A 20,039-nucleotide genomic window follows, 5' to 3' on the forward strand; every position below is an offset into this window, starting at 1 on the left:
GCACCACTATCAGCCCATCGCCTTGACGCTCGGCGCCCGCAACCATGTCGGCTACAACCGAACCCAGCGCCACCGGTGCGACGCGTTCCGAGCGGCGGCTGGCCTGGCGGTGGTGACGAGGAGCGCAGTTGCCTTCCAATCGAACATTCGGTCAGCGGGGCGCTGGGCAGCGCTCGGCGAGCAGCGCTGCCAGATGGTCTCCGCTGCACGCAACTACCATCCGCCGCCCCTGGAGCCCGGGCAGAGCGTCAAGACCGTTCGGTGTGGGGATCAGAGCACATGCTGTGGCGCCGTCGATGTGGGTGCCGCACAGTTCGCATCGGCTGGCGCTGACACGTCCGTCCCGGGGTGCTGCGTCGCGGAATAGCCGCCTCACAAAGTGCATCTTTCCTGTGTAGCCCGGTCCAAGCAACCTTGACATGGGCCATCGGCTTGGTCACCTCGCCGCATCCGGCCCAGGTCGGTTCCTGCGGGCGATGCCGGCGCTCGGCCAGTTGGTCACTATTCCCGTCATGGAGTTTGCCTTGTTGGTCCTGCCCAGTTCACCTGATTGACAGAGGCGATGTCCTTGATCTTGTTCGGCGATGGGCGGCGGCATAGCGAGGCATGAGCGAGAGCAGCTCATCTCGCTTGGCCGCGCCAGCGCTCAGGCCGCTGTCGCGGCGCCCCGCACCTGACACCCTGCGCGCAGGCCCCGACTCTGACCACGCCGGCGCCCCGGCCCGCGTAGACGGCGGCCGGGGCGGCCGACAGCCCTATCAGACAGAGCGACGATCCAGGCGGATACCGCGTGCCGGGCGGCCATGTGGTCGGCGATCGGGCCCCTCCAGTAGTCGTCTGCCTGGCCGAGTGCTTGAGCAAATGGATGCGCCCCGCCCCGAACGGGGCGGGGCGCATGAATCGGTGTCAGCTGACGTGCGGGCGGCAGCGGCGTGATGCCATCTGCCGGGCCTGGCTGCCCGCCACGGGCAGCGGGTGGGCCGGCAACTCGGGGGCCACCTCGATCCGCGGTGATCGGTTCGCTGGCAGGTGTGCCCGGTCGGCGATCACGACCACGTCCACCTCCACATCAATCATCGTCTGCTCGAGCGCCTCCCGCGGCGCCCGGACGATCGCCGCGAGCCGGTAGCCGCGCCGGCATGTGTGGTAGAAGCACGCCGAAAGGGCGGGCTCCAGCGGCTCGATGTCGTCGGGAACCCAAATGACAGCTATCTCCATGACCTCTCCTGATCAACGTCGCCTATCTGCGTGGGTGATCAGGAGGTGCCGCGGTGGTGGAGGGGCACGTTCCACGGGCCGGTTCACAGCACGGGTGTCCAGGACGGCCGCCGTTGCACCTCGGCACAGCGATGGCGTGGACAACGGCGAGCCGAGTGCGGCCCAGGGCCCCGGCAGGTCGACACCAGCCACGCCGGCTACCGCGGGCGCGGACGCTGCCACCAGCCACAGCGACGGCAGCCAAGGTGCAGGACCGGCGGGAGGGCCTGCCGGCGGCGCTTCGGCGGCTACGGCCGCCTGCGGCCGCAGCCGGGCGGGAGTTTGGGCCGGACTCGGCGGTGGAGAGGAGGCCGCAGGTGCCGGCGATCGCGACAGGGGCAGCGTCGAGAGGGGTGAAGACGCGGGAGCCGACGCCGCTGCGGTGGGGGCCCGGAGCGAGGGCCGGGCGACGGGCGTGGCCGTACCGCTTGGCGTGGCCGTACCGCTTGGCGTGGCCGTACCGCTTGGCGTGGCCGTACCGCTTGGTGTGGCGGCCGGTGGCTTAACGGGCGGCAATTCCAGCCCACCAGTCGGCGGCGTCTTGATCACCTTCGGTAGCAGCGTTTCGACGATCTGCGGCCGTACGGTGGCGTCCACCAGGGGAATGGCTGGCAGCGGAGCCGGGTCGGCGTGGGCGGCGTCAGCGACAAGGGACACCCCTGCCGCCGCCACCCCAAGCGTCATCGCCCACAGCCACCGTCTCACCTGAAGAATTCTTTCGCGGATGCACGAGGGTGATCTAGGGGCACGAGGCGGAACCCTCATGCATCAACCATTTCGTAATCATCTCGATCGCCCTCAACGGCGAGATGCCCTCTGCCGCCCGGCCACGGCCACATGTCGAGCCAGCACCCAGCACTGCCTGTTGCCTGCGGCAGCCATGGCCGGCTCAGGCAAGCTGGATCGGCCGGAGCTTCCGCGTCCAACGCGACGCGCCCGACTCCCACCCAGCGTCAGACTGTGATCGACCGACCGCATTAGGTAGAGTGCGGGCGTTGATCGTCGGCTATGGCCGAAGGTCGGAGATGTGCCGAAGTGGCTCGACGAGGCGGGCGGTGGACGCAAGTCGCGCTGCGCCTCGGGCTCCTGCTTGGCGGGGTCGCCCTGACGTGCGGCGCCCACGAGACCGCCACCACTGCGGCCGCCTACGCCGCCGACCGTCCGCCGACTGTGCCGGAGGACGCCTCGGGGCCCGCCATGCCTACCCTCGCCACCAGCGGCTCCGCCTCGTCCGGCTCTGCCCACGGGAGCCCGGCCGACGCACCGACGCCGGTGTGGACGCCGCCCAGCCTGGCGGGGCGCCACTGCCACCCGACCGACAGGACGCTCTCTCGTCCCGCTCGCCCCGCCCGGGCACCCGGCCCGCCTGACCGGCGGGCCGTTTGCGTGCCGTCCCTACGGCACCGGCGGCCTCCGCGCACCCGTATGCCCTGGCGGCCCTGGTGGCCCGCGCCGGTCCCGCGACGACCCCGGCAATCTTCCCCGACTTTTCCCCGATCACGATGGTGACCAGGAGCTACCCATGAACGTGAGCATGCCCGTCGTCCGGGCCCGGTGGTGCAACATCACCCGAATCACCGATCTCGTCACCGCCGCTCTCTCCCCCACCGACCTCGGCGCCTGGCTCGTCCCCGACGAGCGACACCGCCGCACCGTCCTCGCCGCTGCGGCCCGGGGCGTGATTGGAGTCTCGGGAGCTGCTGCGCGGTGTGGAGTGGCCGATGGCTGAGGGCAGCGTGCGGTCGGCGATCACCCGGTCCTGGCAGCTCGATCCAGCAGCGCCCGGACGGCAGCGGGGGCGGTCTGTCGTCTGTTCGTGGGATGGGTCGGCTGGACTTTTGGCTGATGGTGAGTATGGTCAGCTAGCTGTCCGCACCTGTGCGTTCAGAGGAGGCCAGCGACCGTGGCCGAGAGATCGACCGCTCGCCCCGCCGAAGGGGCTGCCCAAGCTCATGACGACCCAAGTGACGTAGACAGCTGGATCGCTCAACTAACGAGGCCGGCAGGAGGCGACTTCGACACGTACTCGGAGTGGCCGGAGGCTGCCGCGCCGCAGGGGCGCGAGGACGTGCCCCCGTACGAGGAGTCGTACCGGCCCGAGGATACGAGCCAGGAGCATGAAGGAGGGCACGCAAGGCACCGGGCAGACCAGCAGTACGAGGAATACGAGCAGTACGACGGGGCCGACGGTCAGGACGAGCACGCATACCGGGGGTCCGACCCGGTGGCCGACCCCGAACCGGCGGGCTACGAGCCCGACCAGCCCGACCGGGACGACGAGCACGAGGAGGCCTCGTGGGAGGGCCGGGCCCAGGCGCCCTACGGACCGATCGATGCCGGTCCCGTGCGCGAGGACGCGTATGCCGGGCTGCAGGACACACACCTCCTACCGGACGTGGGCTACGCCCAAGAGGAGCATTTCCCGCACGACGATGACGCCGGCCCCAACGAGTACCGCCACGGCGGATCCGCACCGCAGGACCCCGAGGCGGTCGACGACGCTGCGACCCAAGTGCTGCACACCCCGGAACTTGACGCCCACCCGAGGCCAGCCAGCCGGCGGCGCTGGCTGATCGCGGTCGGCGGGCTCGCGTTGGGGGCGCTGCTCTGCGCTCTTGCATCTACCTGGGGGTCGGGCCAGCCGCCGGAAGGCGAGCGGCCGCTGGTGATAGCCACCATCCCGCCGGAGGTGTCTGAGGAGCCGATTGCCCTCCCGGAGATGCCGTCGGCGACACCGACTTCCGCGACCCCGCGCAGCTCCCCCGCCACGCCCAGGACCACACGGTCGGTCACCCGTTCCGCCATGCCCAGCACCGCACGGTCGGTCACCCGTTCCGCCACGCCGACCCAGACCCGAAGCCCGAGTCCACTCCTGCTCGGCCCATCGAGCAGCGATGGCGTGGCGAACATGGTCCAGGGGTACTGCGATCGGCACGCCGCCGGGAGCTCAGCGGAGGCCCGCAACGACGGCCGTTGGCAATGCACGAGACTTCTCTCCGCGTCCGTCGTCGACATGGACCTCGCCTGCCGCGACACGTACGGTTCGGGCGCCTATGCAGGGACATCGAATCCAGGCGACCCGTACGCCTGGCGCTGCTACCGCTGACCACCCGCGGCCCCGCCACCGATAGCCCGATCTCCGTCCGGCACCCTACGACCACATCAGGCATCTATCGGCTTGCCGATGCCGTTCGATCTCCTTCTCTTGCAGCGCTAGGCGGGCAGCCCGGAGAACGTCCGGGCTGCCGCTGCCAGGTGGACACACCCCTCCAGCCCCATCCGCCCACACCGCGAGCGCCACTCATACGCGTCTCTTCCCCGCCATCGTCGGGACAACCGGGATCGGGCCCTGGGTGCAGGACAGGCACAACGAATGCAGGGGGACGACCTTGGCACTACGAGTCGAAGGTCGCCCTGGCCGACGGCGTGGAAGCTCGGGCCGAGTGGGCTTCCGTGCTGCCGATTGGCGCATCGTCAGTCGGCTACGCTGCGGCGGGTTAGCTCGCGGAGAGTGCGATGAGGAAGACGAGCTTTTGCTGGCTCTTTCATCCGCTCGGCGGCGGGCTACCTCGATGTCTTTACCGCAGGTCGGCGGCGATCCGGTCGGCGTTGGCGGTCAGGACGTCGTAGCCGTCGGCGGTGAGCTTGCCGTTGCGTCGCAGCTCGCCGAGCTTGTCGCGTAGCTTCTTGAGCTGCTTCTCGGCCTGGTCTGGGTCGCTGTCGGCGATCTCCTTCGCGATCGCGTCCACCTTGGTGTGCAGGTCCTTTGCGGCATCCGGGTTCAACCGTCCGGCTTCCACCTGCTCCCGGATCGACTGGCGCGTGACGGCGATCGGGTCAGCGGGTGGAGTGGGGCTCGGCCTACGGGAGGTGGCCCGAGGACTCGGTGTCAGGCTGGCCGGGTTGTGGGTGGCGGACGCGACGGCCCGCAGGGTCGGCGTGGCGGGCGCGACGGTGAGCGGCACAGCCGGAACGCGGGACGCCACGGCGGCGGTGGCCGATGCCGGCGGCGTGGTCGGTTCCGTGATCGAGGTGTGGTCGTCGCGGTCGAGCAGCGTGACGCCGGCCAGGGCGAGCAGCGCGACGCCGAGCAGGGCCGCCGTCAGCAGCGCCTCGCGTCGATGCCATGCCGGGCGGTGGCCCTGCCTGGGCGGAAGAGCGATCAGCGGCGTGGACCGTCCGGGCCGGCCCGGGTCCGCCGGCGTGACCGGCACGAGGGGAACCGGCGTGCCTGCCCGGGGCAGCAGGGCTGCGAGGCGGTCCCGGACCTCGGCCGCGCCGGGTGGCCGGTCGGCGGGATCTTTGGCCAGCAGTTCGGCGGCCAGGGCGCCCAGCTCGGCGGGTACGTCGGGCCGGCGCTCGCGCAGCAGCTGGGGTGGCTCGTTGACGTGCTGATGCAGCACGCTGAGAGGCTCGCCGACGAACGGCGGCCCGCCGGCGAGCATGGCGTAGAGGGTGCAGCCCAGCCCGTACAGGTCGGTACGGTGATCCACCGGCTGGCCGAGGGCCTGCTCGGGAGACATGTACGAGCTGGTGCCGAGCCTGGTCGCCGGCTCGGTAAGGGTGTTCTCCCCCTCTGTCCAAGGAAGGCGGGCGATGCCGAAATCGCAGATCTTCACGGTGCCGGTGGCGTTGACGATCAGGTTGCTCGGCTTCACGTCACGGTGCACCACCCCGGTCGCGTGCGCGGCGGCGATCCCGTCGCAGGTCTGTACGGCGATCGACAACGCCTGCAGGACGGTGAGCGGACCGTCGGCGATCAGTGCGGACACGGTCCGCCCCTCCACCAGTTCCATGATCAGGTAGGAGTCGTTGTCCTCGGTACCGAAGTCGTAGACCGCGACGATGTGCGGATGGGTCAGCCCGGCCGCTGCACGGGCCTCGCGGTCGAAGCGTTCCGCGGCCATCGGCTCCTTCAGGCCGGCTGCGGCGAGCACCTTTATCGCCACCGGGCGGTCCAGGCGCAGGTCGCGGCCGCGCCACACCTCACCCATGCCGCCGCTACCCAGCAGCTCCTCGGTCTGGTAGCGGCCATCCAGCAGACGTCTCAGCACGCGTCTCACTGCTCCAACCCTGCGCGCCGCTACACGGGGGGTGGTGACGCGACGGCCGGCATCGGGGTCATCGGACGAATCGCCAGGAGTTCCTCATGGTGGACGGTCCCCCAAGTTGGTCAACGCGCAATGGGCACGGAGGAAACGATCGGCCGGCATCGCTGCCGGCCGCCGCGACGACCCGGGGTAGGTGTTCAGAGAGGGCCGGAAGTCTCGGACCGGGCTCGGCCTGCAAAGCATCTCCACCCACTGGCTACGCCAGACCACCCTGGCCAGGGTCGAACGGCACCGGGTGACACGCAGAGGAAGTGCATACCCCTCCCCCTAGAGCATCCTAGGAGGTTGGGGTGCTGGCTGGCCGCCGGCGCCATCCCTTTGGTCTCACCGACATGCCTGCCGTCACCGGCGGGACTCCGGGAAGTCGGTCGGGGGCGGCGCGATGGAATATTCCTCCCGCCGGGGCCATCGGTGTCGTTAGCAACCGACGACCACCGCTCCGATCCGCTCGTGCTGAGCCCAACCCCGTGCAACCTGCCCGGCAACCTCTGCCTGCAACCGTCGTGGGTCTAGGGCCAAGAGCCGGCACGACGGGCACAGCGCTGGAAGTCCACCGTCACCTTCTACCGGGTCGCTTGGCTGGCAGCGAAATCCGACCGGTACCTCTTGCGAGAGGGGGAGACAGTACTTCACCAAGGTCCCCATGCTCGCGCACATGAGAAGCGCCTTGACGTGGTGCAGGTGCATTCAGGACCTCCTCGTCCGTGTCGACGCCAGTGACCGTGCACCGCACCCCTCTAACCGGCGGCGAGGCAGCGCAATCATCTCCCAGGCACGATCTGCCCGCGCGACGCGGAATCTCCCGCCTCCCGATAAATGGGAGCGGCCGAAGCCGCCCCGGCTGGGATCAGAGCGCCGTCAACGACGGCGACCTGGTCGACCAGGCACCGGCGGACTTGGCGAGGGCGAGCAAGAGCGGCCCAGGCCGAGTTGACCGCGTGGGTGGCGACCACCCCCGGTGCACCTCCCCGACACCTTCCCTTTTCGACAGGCCCCGTCCCACCCCATCAAGCTGACCTGGCTACTTCCCCGAGGCAAAAGCTCACGTCGGGCGCCTTCACGGCCGGCCAGGTGTTGATCATATTCTGGCAGACAAGAAGAATGTTCAACCAAGGGGCCGCCTCCATGATCTGGCGGGGCTGCCGCCCGACCACCACGGGTTGAAGATCAAGGTAGGCGTCTCGGCTGCTCCGCCACCGTCCGTGGCTCTGTCATGATGTCGGGCGTGTCCGCCACGTCCGATCCACGCACCCACGACGTGCATCCCACCACCGTGTTGCCTCTGGTGAGCACGGGATAGCGCCAACACGAGCCTGTGGCGACGGGCGGCGCGTGATGTGGGTGGCGGTCGCGGGTGCAGTCGTCGCGATCGTGGCCGCGGTACTCATGGTTGCCTTCGCGGGCGGCGACAACACCGAACAGTCGGGACCGGCTTTGGTGCTGCCTCAGTCCGCCGACGTCGGATCCCTTCCGCCCACCAACCTGCCCACGACCGAGGCAGCGTGCCCTCTCCGACCGCCTCCCCATCACGGTCGTCGAAGGCGCGGCGCACCGCCCAGCCGGCGGAGCTCATCGCGGCACTGCAGACCACGATCGACGGCCTGGAGCAGCAGGGGCACCTTCGCCGCGATGCCGGTAAAGAGCTGCGTAAGCGGCTGCGCGAGGTGGACGAGAAGCTTTCCGACGAGCACACGGACGAGGCGCGCGAGAAGCTGCGGGACTTCGCTGAAAAGCTGATCGGCCTCCGTGAAGAAGACGACGTCACCGTCGATGGTTACGAGGTCCTCGCCGCTGGAGCGACGCAACTTGCACAGGCTTTGTCCGCCCGCTGACACCGCTGCAGGCGTGGGTCCGGCGAGTCGGAGTGCGCGCACGGGTTGCGCTCTTGCCCGGCCTCCTCCCGGCCCTGCCAGTCCTCGCCTGCACGGGAGACCGGGTGACCGGGTGACCGTCCCATAGGTTCTGCCCGATATGCCAACGACGACGGGATCACCATGGGGACGACAGGGGCCGAGCCGTCAACCGGAAGGCGGCGAGTGGTGACACGACGATGTGCAGCGCCAGCATCGATGTGATCCGACATTGACACGCCAACCCCACGGCTAAAGCCGGGGGTCTGCGCGCTACGCATTTCGATCAGCATCGGCTCCGGCTTCACCGATCTCGGATGGACGGCCTCGGCCGGAGAATCGAAACGCGCTCTCGGTGAGGCAAAGGTCCGTTTAGGCGCGGCTGGATGGCTGGCTCGCTCCGCCAGCCTTTACGTCGGCCGGGTCGATCACGGCCAAGGCCATGGTTGGCGCGTCTGCTGAGATCACCCGGACGCGGTCTGACTGAATCGTGGCAGCAGTGCGCGTGGGGGGCGGAGCAGCCGGCCCAGGTGCGCCCGCCGTGACCTCAGCTTCCGTTGGCTTAGGGGCGAGACGGTCGAGCGTCCGGGCAAGTTGTTGCCTCCCGTCGTCGAGATGCCGGGCGACCGCCCGGATCTGCGAGATCATCGCATCGCCAGCGACCTGCAACGCCTTCCGTTCGGCTGCCGGATCGGCGTCCACTACCCCGGTGCCGCGGCGGTTGTGGTGCGTCGCCCGCTGTGCCTCCGGTATGGCGCTGTCGATCGCCGTTCGTATGGTCTTGTCGTATTGCGTGCGGGCGTACTCGGCGACCCGGTGCGCGTAGTCGTGGGCCTGGGCCATGATCTGCTCGGCTTCCCGTTGCGCCTCGGACAGCAGGTTGACCTCGTTAGCTGTGGGCAGTTTCGCGGCCGCGTCATGGCTCGGGATCACCCCGTGCCGGTGCAGCTCGAGGTGACCGGCGAGTCGCTCGTTCTCGGCCCACAGGTGTGCGATCTCAGTCGCGAGCAGGTCGAGCTCATCGGCGGCCTGGATGCGGAAGCGGTGAACCTCGGCGCTGTCGTATCCGCTCCGGGTGAACGACGTGGTGTGGAACTGCCAGCGGCGTACCCGGTCGGCGGTCATCCGCACCCTCGTCGGAGTGGGGACCTCCGTTGCGTCGTAACTGCTGGTCGGGGTCGCGCTCATCGGTCGTCTCCGGGATTGTCAGCTGCTGCTCGCCGGGGCATGGCCGATCGACGCGATGCCGTCCGTCTCCGCGACACCGGCGCCGATGAGCCGTGTCGGACCCTAACGTGTCGAACGCCTCTCGCCAGGCCGTGTCAGGTTCCTGTACGCGCCCTGGGTGCAGGCGACCCCGGCCGCAACGAACGCGACCGAGGCGGGCGGGCAGACTGGCAGCTGGGGTTGGGGTTGGGGCACAGGTTCGAGCACTACGCGACGTGTCAGCCACGGCCGCACCTGAGTGCGGCTGAGTCGGATCGGGTGCCGAACGAACAGGGCAATGACCTGGTGACTGTTCTGCCAGCCCTCCGATCAGGCGTCACGGCGCACATCGGCTTCTCGTGCGCCAGGGTTGGGTAGGAGCCGCAGCGCATGCGGCAGGGGCGTCAGGCGGGAGTAGCGGGCTGACACAGCAACTCGCCCGTGGCCGGATCCTGGCACAGGTATCGCCGGCCCTCATGCATCCACCCCCAGAGCCAGTCATGGAAGAGGGGCTGCTGACAGTGCCGGCACCTCGCAGTTCGTCCTTCGCCCGGCGCCGGTTGTGCCGTTTGGGCGGCATCTTCCACGTCGCGGGCCACCGTTGTGGGTTCCGAGAGGGCGATGGCAGCGGAGCGCCGGCGTGACCGAGGCGGCGGAGCTGGGACTGACGGTGTGGGCTCAACCATGAGTACTTCCTGTTGCGGCTTGTTCGACCGGACCACCCGCCACCCGGGGTGTGGAACACCCGACGGGTGCTTCAGCCCGCTCTCTCCACAGTAAGGCGGTGCGGGTTGCGGTGCCGTTACGTCAGGGCCACGCGGGTGGCGATGGTCGCGGCGATGCCGTCAAGGATGCAGCGCAGCCCGAACTGGAAGCCGTCGTTGCGGTGGGAGCCGAACGCTCCGTCGTCGGCTTCGATGAAGGCAGGGGTTGCCAGCGGCGTGCTCGCGCATCGTCTGGGTCAGCTCCATGGCCAGTTGCGCTTGCCGTCGGCGACGATCCGGGTTTCGGCCTGTACCTGGTTGCGGACGTGTCCGACGAGGACGACTGCGGCGTCGACCCGTTCGGGGCCTGTCAGCCCGGCGCCCGCCAAGGCGTCGACCGCTCAGCGCCGGCCGCCCGGGTGGCGGGTTGACGACGGGGCGATCTTCGGCGGCTCACGCTCATGGTCTCGGTGGTAGCCATCGGCGGGAGCGTCCACGCCTGGCCGCGACGCGACGCGCCCGATGGCCAATCACTGGCAGGCTGTGATTAGCCGACCCCATTCGGTACAGTCGGGCGTTGATCGGCGGCGATGGCTGACGGTCGGAGGAGCGCGCGGATGACTCGACGGTGCGGGCGGTGGACGCGAGTCGCGCTGCGCCTCGGGCTCCTGCTCGGCGGGGTCGTCGTGGCGTGGGGTATCTACGAGGGCGCGGCCACTGCGCCCGCCCACGCCGCCGACCGTCCGCCGGCCGCGCCCGTGGACGCCGCGGTCGACCTGCTCACCGGCGTGCTCCGCCCGATCCTCGGCACGACGACACCACCGCCAGCACCGGAGGGGCCCGCTGGCGAAACGGCACCTGGTATGCCGCCGAGGGGATCCGACCCTCACCCGGTGCCGGGCCATCCGCCAGCCCAGCCGGCCCCGAGCCAGGTCACCCCACCGTTGGCCCACCCCGTGCGCGTCGGCACGCCGACTCCCGCCGTCGAGGATGCGAGCCGTCCGACCACCCGACGACGTCCCTTGCTGGCACCGGTGGGTGACACCCTCCGCCCGGTCACGGAGCCGGTCCGGGCCAGGGTGCTCACCCCGGTGGCCGACGCGCTAAGCCCGGTCACCGACCCGCTGCGGGCCGGGGTGCTCGCCCCGGCGGCCGATGCCCTCCGTCCGGTGACCCAGCCGCTCACCCCGATCCTCTCCCCCGTGTGGCGGGAGCTGGAGCCGGTGCTCGAGATCCTCGACCCGGTGACCGACCTGCTGGGCCCGCCCACCGGCCCGGTGGCCACGCCACCACCCGCCCCCGCGCAGCCAGCCTGCACGGCCGGCAGCGGCGTGACCGGCGCCGACCATGCCCGCTGCGCCAGGCCCAGCACCGGATCGTTCGGCCAACCGGCTGCGCCCGTTTCGGGCCCCACCCCCACCAGCACCTCGACGGACTGGCACACCACACCACAGCTCTCATCCCCGCCCGGCCTCGCCCGGCCGGACAGGCCGCACCCGCTTCGGCCGGACGCCGACTCCGCGCCCGTCACGCCCGTCCCGGGCACCGGTGGCTCCGGCTCGTCCGGCGTCGCCCAGGGGAGCCTGGCCGACGCCCCCGGGTCGGTGTGGACGCCGCCCAGCCTGGCCGGGCACCGCGGCCACCCGACCGGCGGTGACACTCTGCCCTCCCGCTCGCCCCGCCCGAGCACCCGGCCCGCCTGACCGGCGGGCCGTTTGCGTGCCGTCGCGCGGCACCATACGGCCTCCGCGTACCCCGTGTCCCTGACGGCCCTCAGTGGCTCGCGCCGGCCCGCGGCGATCCCGCGACGACGCCGGCATCCTCCCCGACCTACCCGATCACCATGGTGACCAGGAGTTTTCCCATGAACGTGACCATGCCCGTCGTCCGCGCCCGCTGGAGCGACACCGGCCGGATCGCCGATCTCATTACCGACACCCTCTCCCCCACCACCCTCGGCGCCTGGCTCGTCCCCGACGAGCACCGCCGGCCGGCCATCATCGCCGCCGTGGCCCGGATCTGGACCGAACACGCGCTGCTCTTCGGCGACGCCTTCCTGCTCCCCGAAGGCACCGCCGCCACCATCTGGTTCCACCGCTACCGGCCCATCCCGCCCCCCGCCCACTACACCGACCGGCTCGCCGACGCATGCGGCGAGCATCTGGACAGGTTCCGCCTCCTCGACCAGGCCCTCGCCGCGCGGCGCCCGACCGAGGCGCACAACCACCTGGCGTTGCTCGCTGCGCCAGGCCCGGCGGAATCGGGCCGCGCCGCGGCGGTCCTCGCCGGAGCACAGCAGTGGATGGACACCCTCAGCCTGCCCACCTATGCGGAGGTCTTCACCGACATTGACCGCGACCTGTTCCAGCAGCACGGCTACACCCACCGGGACTCCATCCCGCTCGACGGCCGCACCACCACTTACGCGATGTGGCGGGCCTCGCCGTTCCTCGCCGGTCGGCCCAGCCGCAACACCTGCTCGCCCGCGCGGCGTCCGCTCGTCCGATCCCGCAACAACCCATCAACCCGCTGGGCACTGCGCTGATCCACTCGACCTGACCGGGGTGGCTCCCGCCACCCCGGTCAGGGGGCTCGCAGGACGGACACCACGTAGATCATCGCCCGCAACACGTCCGGCAACGCGCCCTCGATTGCTCGCCTCATCAGGCCGACACGCCGAGCACACCCATCTACCGCGGCCGGCTCGGCCCGCCAGCCCGAGTCCGCCTCATGTTTGAGAGTCCATGGCTTGTAACCTGCAGATACTTGCCTCCGGCAACGGTGGCGGACCCGTCGGGGATAGGTAGCGTGCCAGTCATGAACGACGGGCAGCTCGGCGAAGATGATCAGGTGAACGGGCACGTCGCGGCCCGGCCGGTCGTGCTGCTGTCGCAGCACTTCACCGCTGAGGCAGTGACCCCGCTGCGGCACCTGCTCGCCGCGCGGGTCACGGCCGCCGGCCTGTCCGGCGACGACAGTGATGATTTCGTGCTGGCCGTTCATGAACTGGTGACCAACGCGGTGCGCCATGGCGGCGGGTCAGGACACCTGGATCTTCGGCAGGTGGACGACGTTCTGGTGTGTGAGGTCACCGATCACGGCGCGGGCAGTGACGCGCTGCCGGTGGACCTGCCGCCGGTGCACGTGCCGGGCGGCCGGGGGCTCTGGCTTGCCCATCAGTTGACCGGCGCGTTGATGCTGACCCGAAGACCCGACGGGGTCACCGCCACAGTGAGCGTCTGCCTGACCCGTCAGACGGCCGCCGCCGTGCCGCAGCAATCCGCTGCCGCCAAGACGGACGGTATGGTCGAAGCGTCCGCGATGGAGGGTGAAAAGGAATGAATTCGGACCCGACCTGGCAACACCAGATCCATGCCGAAGGCGACCGCAGAACGGTTGTGCTGTCGGGCGAAATCGACATGAACGACGCCCCGCGGCTGCAGGACCTCCTGCACGCGGCGGTCGATAACGCCGACGTCGTTGAGGTCGACGCGGCCGCGGTGACCTTCATCGACTCAAGCGTCATCAGCGCATTGATCACGGCACGGAACACGGCGGCGACAACCGGAGGACACCTTTCGCTGGTCAACGCCAGCCCCCAGGTCCACCGGGTTCTCGATGTCACCGGCGTGCTCAAAGCGCTGACCGTCAAGTCCGGCCGCCCGTAGGAGCCCTCTGCAACTGGGACGTGGCACGTCCGTTCCAGCGAGATAACGATTATGGCAATCGGTGTAGGGGCGGGCATGGCGACTACCCCAAGGGGCCGATTCGATCGGCGCATGCGCCCCGCACAGGACGCAGCAGACTGATGGCTGCGGCATCGGCGCGGCGGGCGAAGAGGTTAGCTGGTTAGCCGCGATTCGTGTCGAGTGCCAGCAGGCCTTGCGCCTGTACTACGGAGACTGACAGGGTCTTGTAGCCGACGTCGTCGAAGAGCACGGTCATGCGGTCCTGTTCGTAGCCGAGGACCATGCCTGATCCCCATTTTGGGTGCCGCACCGTGCTGTGCAGTGGGTACGGCCCGTCTTCGGGGAGCACCTCCGAGGTGCCGCCGTGGCAGTTGTCGCAGTGCCCGCAGGGGTGGCTCAACTGCTCTCCGAAGTAGCCCAGCAGCGCCTGCATCCGGCAGCCCGAACTGTCGGCGAAGCGGCGCATCATGTCGGTACGCGACCGCTGCCCGGCCTGATAGCGGGCGTACTCGGCCAGCGCCTCCCGAGCCGCCTGATCGGGCAGGGGCGCATACCGAGCGACGCTGAGCTCACCCTTCGGCCCCGTCGCTACCGCACCCACCTGCTCAAGCAGACTGATGTGGCTGGCGACCTTGCGCTGGCTCAGGCCGGTGACCTTTGCCAGCGCGGTGCGGGTGACCGGGCCGCGATGCAGGGCGGCCGCGACGGCTCGCAGCTCGCCCAGGTCGGGCGCGCCACCGTTGAAGAAGCGCTGCAGGGCAACGTCCTCAGCTCGGTGTAGCAGCAACGCCTGGGCCGGCTCACCGTCGCGCCCCGCCCGCCCGATCTCCTGGAGGTAGCTGTCCGGTGAGTCGGGCAACGCCACGTGTGCCACCCAGCGGATGTTTCGCTTGTCGATGCCCATGCCGAACGCCGAGGTGGCAACCATGATCGGCACCCGGTCGGCGAGGAAATCCTCGTGACGACGGCGGCGCACCCCGGCCGCCATGCCGCCGTGGTATGCCTGCGCGGGATGACCCGCGTCGGACAGTCGTTGCGCGAGGTCCTCGGCGGCGCGCCGGGTCGGCACGTACACGATGCCGGGCGGGTCGGCCTCCTTGAGCAGGGTGAGCAGCCTCCGCCAGCGGTAGTCCTCGCTGGGACAATGCGCGGCGGCGACGAACAGGTTCGGACGGTCCAATCCGGACAGGATCAGTCGCGGCTTGCGCATACCGAGCCGGGCGGTGATGTCCTCGCGTACCGGCGGCGAGGCCGTGGCGGTCAGCGCCACCACCGGCGGGCGGCCCAGGCCGCGGATGAGGTGACCGAGAGAAAGGTAGTCAGGGCGGAAATCGTGGCCCCACGACGAGATGCAGTGGGCCTCGTCAACCGCCACCAGCGCCGGACGCAGCGCGTGGACCTCGGCCAGCCGCTCCGGCGAGCTGAGCTGCTCCGGCGTGATGAACAGGAACTTCGCGGCACCCGAGCGCAGCTCGGCCAGCGCTGCCGCCTGTTTGCTCGGGCTTTCCGCTGAGCTGATCCGAACCGCCCGCAAGGCCGGATCGCCCCGCTCGTTGAGGTTGCCGACCTGATCCTGCTGCAACGCCAACAGCGGCGAGATGACCACCGTGGGGCCCCGCAGCAGCATGCCGGGGACCTGATACACGGCAGACTTCCCGGCCCCGGTGGGCAGCACGACCAGCGCGTCGCGGCCGGCCAACAGCGTGCACATCGCACGCAGCTGGGCGGGACGCAGCTTCTGCCAACCGAAATGCCTACGGGCAGCGCGGCGCAGCCGCAGGGAGCGAAGAAGAAACATCATCGCCGGGCATGTTAACCAACTTCACATACGGACCTTGATCATCCCACCTGCGTGATGCGAGGCGAGGATCAGCAGCGTGCCCGGACGGCGACCCACGGAAGCAGGGCGGCGGCCGGCGTGGGGTTCGCGTTGGTGGAACACGCCAGGCACGGCCAGATCGCGGCCGATGATCAGAACATGTGGGCGAAGACCGACGTCCCGTGTCTCGGAGGGCCGGTGGATGGCCGCTCCCTGCTGGTGCCGGTCGACGAGAACGGCGTGCCCCCTGCAACGATCGATCAGACCTGGTTGTGGATCGAGTACGGCAGCGAGTTGCTCGACGCGGACCTCAACGGCGTATACGACTTGGAGTCGATCGCCGGCAGCGGCGGCCCGCCGTGGATATACGTCTGGACCGGCGTCCTCCCCGACCAACAGTCAACCGATCAGGAGCGAAAGCACTGATTCCTTGGAGCTGCGCTACCCGACAACGACCTCGTGGCGGTATGCCCGGACACACGTTCCGTCACTCAACACCACCGCAACCCGGCCCTCATCGTCGACCGCCTTGCCAACAGAGCGAACCTGCTTACCGACGTGCTCCTCGATGTTGTCGGCACGCTCCGGACGGAAGATCCAACCCACGATCACCGGCTCAACCGAACGCACATCACCCACCGAACTAGCACGCACGTACGACCGCCGAGCCTAGTCAGTCGTCACCAGCGGCACCTCGCGACACGTCGAGCCGGACGTGCGCGATGTGCCGTCGGAATCGGATCGTGGGCGCCACCAGCATCCCCTCGCCGCCCTGGTCACCAAAGCCGTCCGCAATCTCGCCCATGGACCTGCAGCTCGGCGGCGCGGGCCTGCCCCACCAACTGGGGTGACCAGGCCCGCGTCGACAATCTCCGCCGTCGTTCCGGTCCCTTCGCCACCGCGGCAGGATCCACTGCGGTCGTCGGTTCCCTCGGGCGTCAGGTGCTGCTCCTTGACCAGGAGTTACACCTTCTTACGGTCCCGCCTCTCCTGATTGATCGGTGCAGGAGTCACTGCTTTGCAGGGCGGAGTGGCCCGTGGAGTTGGATGCTGGCCAGCTCTGGTGGATGGCTACTGTCGGAGTGCCCGGGCGATCAGCCTGCCAATGACCAAGTACACCAGCGCGGCGAGCCCGTAGTTGAGAACGAGCCCAAGTTTGGCGTCGTTCGGCGTGAATACGTCACCGAACCCTAGTACGAACACTTTGGCCAGCACGTACACAAGCTGCACAAAGTCGTTGTTTTGGTTGGCCTTGGCCAACGAAAAGAATATGTGCAAGGCAAAGATGAAAGCAACACTGCCGGTCACGCCGACCACGACGCGGGCGACGATGGTAGCGGTATCCGTCCGCCCCCGTTGTGGCGACGCCGGCGGGGCCGCGTAGGGCGGCGGTGTATAAGCAGGTGGCGTGTACGGCGTCGGGCGCTGGGGGTGGTGCGCCGCGGGTGAGGTGTACGGCGTCGAGGGCTGGGGGTAGTGCGCCGCGGGTGAGGTGTACGGCGTCGGGGACTGGGGGTAGTGCGCCGCAGGCGGGGTGTACGGCGTCGGGTACTGAGGGTAGTGCGCCGCGGGTGGGGTGGACGCCGCCAAGCCGTCGCCGTGGTCTGCGTCCACGTACGCGATCCGCTGAGTTGGTGGGGTGTGGGGTGGCGCGGGTTTGGGGTGGAACCGGTCTTGTTGGTCGTTAGGGTCGTAATTGCTGTACGACATGGGTGAGCAGTCTAGTGTCGGTCTACCGTGGGCAAAACCTCTCTTTCCGAATTATCGCATCTCTCTACATCATGTCGTTAATTGACCACAGCCCGTAGGCGCCGACCCTTCCATCGATATCTGATAACTCGCCGCGACTGTCAGTGACCGCCGTGGCTGCGGGCGGAGGTGGACTCAACACCGAACGAGAACGCCCAGCGTGCCTCCGCCCGGCGTGGCGTTGAAAGTCCGGCTCGACGGCGTCGGCTTCCCGATCACACGCCGGCGAGGCCCGCCGGCCGGCATCGGCGCGCCCACATCCCGTGGTGTCTTTCTCGCCGGGACCGGTGCGGAACCACGCCGCAGCGGTGCTCACAGCTGATCCCTTCGTGTGGCGGATGCTTGTCGCCCACCTACGCACCGTGGGCCAGCTCGGCGCGGCAGGCGCCCCGCACGCTGCTGTCCACATCGAGTGCAAACTCCTGACCGCGGAGCAAGTCCTTTATGCGGGCCTGGCCGGAGTCGGACCGATCAGAGTTATCGGCCGGCTGCCGGATTCGACCGCGCACGGCAGCTGGCCGGCGCGCCCCGTGCCGATGGCGACAGGGGCGGAACGGCCCTCGGGGGTCGGGAGGGGTGGAAGGTTCCGCCCCTGTCACAGTAGATGCCGGCATCGGCCATCCGTCTACATTGCGCCGCGCCGAGCCCTACCGTTACATCTGTCTCTATTCGGGACCATATCCACGCCCTCGGCGCCACCGCACGATGTGCAGGCCGGCTGCGATGGCGCCGTCGAGGTGGCCGGTGATGCGGTCCTGGGCCGCCGCATACAGCGTGCAGCGGCAGGGCTACCGCGATCAGCACGTCTCGCAGGCCAGCTCAGCCGGTGCGCCCACCACGGCCCGCCGGCAACAGGTCGCCGCTGCGTTCACCGAACTCGCCGAAGCGATCGACCGGCAGACCTGACGCGGGTTCGACACGTCCCCGGTCCCACAATGCAACGGTCCCCAGGGGGACCTCAGCTGTCGCTGGCTTTCACGGCCGGTCAGCCCATGATGCCGTCTGCCACGGCTGCCGTACATGGCTGTGATCCTTCACGCTGTCGTCTGCTCTGGGCTGGGACCCCGCGCTGCCCCTGACGACGGCTGGGTGAGTCCCTCAGGCTCCCCCTGGATACCCCAGATGGCTGTCGCCAGCCCAACCGATACGTGTTGAAGCCGCGTGGGTGAGACCAGTCGGGAAGACCGCGCTACTCCTCCGCCACGCCCAGGACCACACCGAAGGTCACCCGTTCCGTCACGCCCAGCGCCACACCGTCGGTCACCCGTTCCGCCGCGCCGCCCCCGACACATTCCTCACCATCGCGGCCGGGATCGACTTCCCGCACGCCGCCCCAAGCCCCGCAGATCCGCCGCCCCAGACACCGCCTCGACCAGCCGAAACGCTTCACCACCGAGACCGTCTACGCCATCACCGGCCTGCGCGTACACGAAGCCAGACCCACCCAACTGGCCCGGTGGATCCGCGGCCACTGGTCGATCGAGAACAAGATCCACTGGATGCAAGACGTCACCTACGACGAAGACCGATCCCAGATCTGCACCGGAGCACAAGTCATGGCAGCCCTACGCAACACCGCCATCGGCGCACTGCGCACCGCCGGCATCACCAACATCGCCGCCGCCAACCGCCATCACGCCCGCGACAGCACCCGCCCGCTGGCCCTACTCGGCATCACCTGACGACTTTGCCGGGGCCCTGGGAGCGTGTGTCGTTCCGTGAGCCATCACGAACCTCTACAATCAAGCCGACCTGGATGCCAGGAACCAGGGGTCTGCGGCGGAGGACGAGCAGTGATCGATCAGGTGATCGAGCAGGTCTACCTTCACATACCGCCGGAGATCCAGGCTCGAATAGCCACGCGAGAATTGTCCCGCATCGGCAGCGTGGTTCGAGATGCCACCACGGGACAAGTCGTCAAGCACCTGGATGAGGCCGCCGGCCCGGTAAAGAACCAAGCAGAGCGGGCTGTAGCGAGTCTCAGAGGCGGGCTACGAAACCCGTGGGTCATCGTCGGGGTCACCGCCGCGGGAGTGGCAGTCGTTGGAGGCGCTACGCTGATCGCCGCAAGGAAACGCAAGCGTGCGATCCCCGACTGCCTCAAGAACTTCAACGCCTCGTTGCGCGCTTACCTGGAAGCAGCTCGCGAAGGACGACTAGACGTCGGCGTCGTCAGCCAGCTCATTTCCGACCTGGATGCGGTGCAAGCCTATTCCGTCGACGGCGTTATCACCGTTGATCTTTCGTTCGAGCAGTGGAAAACGCTAGTCAACCTCGTTGGCGATTACACGCGAAAACTTGCCGAGGCTAACTCCATAGAGCCGGACGAGGTTCTAGGAGACGCGGCCGATTCCGAGAACGATAGCGTTGTCGTCCTGCGCCACTACCTTGAGGCTCAGAAAAGGATCTTTGCCAGACGGGCGGCGTGATCATCTGCTCAACGGCACATGGTGGAGCCGAGGTTACGGCATCCGAACCAAAGGATCGTGGCGCAGGGTTGTGACCTGGATCTTCCCCTGATAGGTGAGCGTACGTCCGGGAGACCACGGAGCGGGCCTGTTCCAGGGCGATTGCATAGTCGGCCAGCGGGCTGTTGACGAGGAGTTTCGAGACGTTTTCGGCCTCTATGGAGGCGAAAGAAACGGGTGAGGCCG

General features: G+C 69.0%; 19 protein-coding genes and 1 pseudogene. 12 read left to right on the top strand and 8 right to left on the bottom strand.

Features of this window, described 5'->3' with window-relative positions; genetic code table 11:
- Positions 1–906: 906 nt before the first annotated feature.
- Positions 907–1,218: a hypothetical protein gene (locus tag ABZ570_RS29325; RefSeq protein ID WP_358070614.1), complete on the bottom strand. Its 312-nt coding sequence runs from the start codon at positions 1,216–1,218 to the stop codon at positions 907–909.
- Positions 1,219–2,779: 1,561 nt separating this feature from the next.
- Here ABZ570_RS29325 and ABZ570_RS29330 point away from each other — a divergent pair.
- On the top strand, positions 2,780–2,986 hold the full coding sequence (locus ABZ570_RS29330; RefSeq protein ID WP_358070616.1) for a hypothetical protein: 207 nt from the start codon (positions 2,780–2,782) through the stop codon (positions 2,984–2,986).
- Between the two features lie 339 nt (positions 2,987–3,325).
- Positions 3,326–4,363 (top strand): hypothetical protein, encoded by a 1,038-nt coding sequence (locus ABZ570_RS29335; RefSeq protein ID WP_358070618.1) that lies wholly within the window; start codon positions 3,326–3,328, stop codon positions 4,361–4,363.
- A 472-nt stretch (positions 4,364–4,835) separates the two neighbouring features.
- Here the strand turns inward: ABZ570_RS29335 and ABZ570_RS29340 are convergent, their stop codons facing one another.
- A complete protein-coding gene (locus ABZ570_RS29340; protein WP_358070620.1) occupies positions 4,836–6,311 on the bottom strand; it encodes a protein kinase in 1,476 nt (491 codons plus the stop codon).
- 1,559 nt (positions 6,312–7,870) lie between these two features.
- On the opposite strand from ABZ570_RS29340, the gene ABZ570_RS29345 reads away from it, so the two are divergent.
- On the top strand, positions 7,871–8,200 hold the full coding sequence (locus ABZ570_RS29345) for a hypothetical protein (RefSeq protein ID WP_358070622.1): 330 nt from the start codon (positions 7,871–7,873) through the stop codon (positions 8,198–8,200).
- Positions 8,201–8,590: 390 nt separating this feature from the next.
- Here the strand turns inward: ABZ570_RS29345 and ABZ570_RS29350 are convergent, their stop codons facing one another.
- Complete coding sequence (locus ABZ570_RS29350; RefSeq protein ID WP_358070624.1) at positions 8,591–9,343, bottom strand: cell division protein DivIVA; 753 nt, start codon at positions 9,341–9,343, stop codon at positions 8,591–8,593.
- Positions 9,344–10,208: 865 nt separating this feature from the next.
- Between ABZ570_RS29350 and ABZ570_RS29355 the strand changes: the two genes are divergently transcribed.
- The 5 genes from ABZ570_RS29355 (at position 10,209) to ABZ570_RS29375 (ending at position 13,796) form a co-directional block, all read left to right on the top strand.
- Positions 10,209–10,559 (top strand): hypothetical protein, encoded by a 351-nt coding sequence (locus ABZ570_RS29355; RefSeq protein WP_358070626.1) that lies wholly within the window; start codon positions 10,209–10,211, stop codon positions 10,557–10,559.
- 186 nt (positions 10,560–10,745) lie between these two features.
- Entirely contained in the window at positions 10,746–11,831 is a 1,086-nt protein-coding gene (locus ABZ570_RS29360; protein ID WP_358070628.1) for a hypothetical protein, read from the top strand.
- A 161-nt stretch (positions 11,832–11,992) separates the two neighbouring features.
- Complete coding sequence (locus ABZ570_RS29365) at positions 11,993–12,673, top strand: hypothetical protein (protein WP_358070630.1); 681 nt, start codon at positions 11,993–11,995, stop codon at positions 12,671–12,673.
- Positions 12,674–12,945: 272 nt separating this feature from the next.
- Entirely contained in the window at positions 12,946–13,470 is a 525-nt protein-coding gene (locus ABZ570_RS29370; protein ID WP_358070632.1) for an ATP-binding protein, read from the top strand.
- Positions 13,467–13,796, top strand: a complete 330-nt coding sequence (locus ABZ570_RS29375) for an STAS domain-containing protein (protein ID WP_358070634.1) — start codon at positions 13,467–13,469, stop codon at positions 13,794–13,796. The genes ABZ570_RS29370 and ABZ570_RS29375 overlap by 4 nt, the downstream gene beginning before the upstream one ends.
- A 181-nt stretch (positions 13,797–13,977) precedes the next feature.
- On the opposite strand, the gene ABZ570_RS29380 is transcribed toward ABZ570_RS29375, so the two are convergent.
- A complete protein-coding gene (locus ABZ570_RS29380; protein WP_358070636.1) occupies positions 13,978–15,618 on the bottom strand; it encodes a RecQ family ATP-dependent DNA helicase in 1,641 nt (546 codons plus the stop codon).
- 51 nt (positions 15,619–15,669) lie between these two features.
- Between ABZ570_RS29380 and ABZ570_RS29385 the strand changes: the two genes are divergently transcribed.
- Positions 15,670–16,062 (top strand): hypothetical protein, encoded by a 393-nt coding sequence (locus tag ABZ570_RS29385; RefSeq protein WP_358070638.1) that lies wholly within the window; start codon positions 15,670–15,672, stop codon positions 16,060–16,062.
- A gap of 15 nt (positions 16,063–16,077) precedes the next feature.
- Here ABZ570_RS29385 and ABZ570_RS29390 read toward each other — a convergent pair whose 3' ends face one another.
- The 3 genes from ABZ570_RS29390 to ABZ570_RS29400 form a co-directional block, all read right to left on the bottom strand.
- Positions 16,078–16,266, bottom strand: coding sequence for a hypothetical protein (locus ABZ570_RS29390; RefSeq protein ID WP_358070650.1), 189 nt, complete (start codon positions 16,264–16,266; stop codon positions 16,078–16,080).
- A 43-nt stretch (positions 16,267–16,309) separates the two neighbouring features.
- On the bottom strand, positions 16,310–16,441 hold the full coding sequence (locus tag ABZ570_RS29395; RefSeq protein WP_358070640.1) for a hypothetical protein: 132 nt from the start codon (positions 16,439–16,441) through the stop codon (positions 16,310–16,312).
- Between the two features lie 266 nt (positions 16,442–16,707).
- A complete protein-coding gene (locus ABZ570_RS29400) occupies positions 16,708–16,953 on the bottom strand; it encodes a hypothetical protein (RefSeq protein WP_358070642.1) in 246 nt (81 codons plus the stop codon).
- Between the two features lie 1,179 nt (positions 16,954–18,132).
- Here ABZ570_RS29400 and ABZ570_RS29405 point away from each other — a divergent pair.
- Positions 18,133–18,291 (top strand): hypothetical protein, encoded by a 159-nt coding sequence (locus tag ABZ570_RS29405; protein WP_358070644.1) that lies wholly within the window; start codon positions 18,133–18,135, stop codon positions 18,289–18,291.
- A 283-nt stretch (positions 18,292–18,574) separates the two neighbouring features.
- Here the strand turns inward: ABZ570_RS29405 and ABZ570_RS29410 are convergent, their stop codons facing one another.
- Positions 18,575–18,778, bottom strand: coding sequence for a hypothetical protein (locus ABZ570_RS29410; RefSeq protein ID WP_358070646.1), 204 nt, complete (start codon positions 18,776–18,778; stop codon positions 18,575–18,577).
- Between ABZ570_RS29410 and ABZ570_RS29415 the strand changes: the two are divergent.
- Positions 18,732–18,923, top strand: a pseudogene (locus ABZ570_RS29415) (ISAs1 family transposase); the annotation flags it as partial. The gene ABZ570_RS29410 and the pseudogene ABZ570_RS29415 sit on opposite strands and share 47 nt — an antisense overlap.
- A gap of 255 nt (positions 18,924–19,178) precedes the next feature.
- A complete protein-coding gene (locus tag ABZ570_RS29420; protein WP_358070648.1) occupies positions 19,179–19,814 on the top strand; it encodes a hypothetical protein in 636 nt (211 codons plus the stop codon).
- Positions 19,815–20,039: the final 225 nt, after the last annotated feature.

Source organism: Micromonospora sp. NPDC007271, from assembly GCF_040634005.1.
Taxonomy (GTDB): domain Bacteria; phylum Actinomycetota; class Actinomycetes; order Mycobacteriales; family Micromonosporaceae; genus Micromonospora.

What these genes read in the sequence shown, in the direction of transcription:
- ABZ570_RS29360 (WP_358070628.1), top strand. Translation starts at nt 10,746, where the DNA reads ATGACTCGACGGTGCGGGCGGTGGACGCGAGTCGCGCTGCGCCTCGGG.
- ABZ570_RS29380 (WP_358070636.1), bottom strand. Translation starts at nt 15,618, where the DNA reads ATGATGTTTCTTCTTCGCTCCCTGCGGCTGCGCCGCGCTGCCCGTAGG.
- ABZ570_RS29330 (WP_358070616.1), top strand. Translation starts at nt 2,780, where the DNA reads ATGAACGTGAGCATGCCCGTCGTCCGGGCCCGGTGGTGCAACATCACC.
- ABZ570_RS29405 (WP_358070644.1), top strand. Translation starts at nt 18,133, where the DNA reads ATGCGGTCCTGGGCCGCCGCATACAGCGTGCAGCGGCAGGGCTACCGC.
- ABZ570_RS29350 (WP_358070624.1), bottom strand. Translation starts at nt 9,343, where the DNA reads ATGACCGCCGACCGGGTACGCCGCTGGCAGTTCCACACCACGTCGTTC.
- ABZ570_RS29365 (WP_358070630.1), top strand. Translation starts at nt 11,993, where the DNA reads ATGAACGTGACCATGCCCGTCGTCCGCGCCCGCTGGAGCGACACCGGC.
- ABZ570_RS29395 (WP_358070640.1), bottom strand. Translation starts at nt 16,441, where the DNA reads ATGGGCGAGATTGCGGACGGCTTTGGTGACCAGGGCGGCGAGGGGATG.
- ABZ570_RS29370 (WP_358070632.1), top strand. Translation starts at nt 12,946, where the DNA reads ATGAACGACGGGCAGCTCGGCGAAGATGATCAGGTGAACGGGCACGTC.
- ABZ570_RS29375 (WP_358070634.1), top strand. Translation starts at nt 13,467, where the DNA reads ATGAATTCGGACCCGACCTGGCAACACCAGATCCATGCCGAAGGCGAC.
- ABZ570_RS29325 (WP_358070614.1), bottom strand. Translation starts at nt 1,218, where the DNA reads ATGGAGATAGCTGTCATTTGGGTTCCCGACGACATCGAGCCGCTGGAG.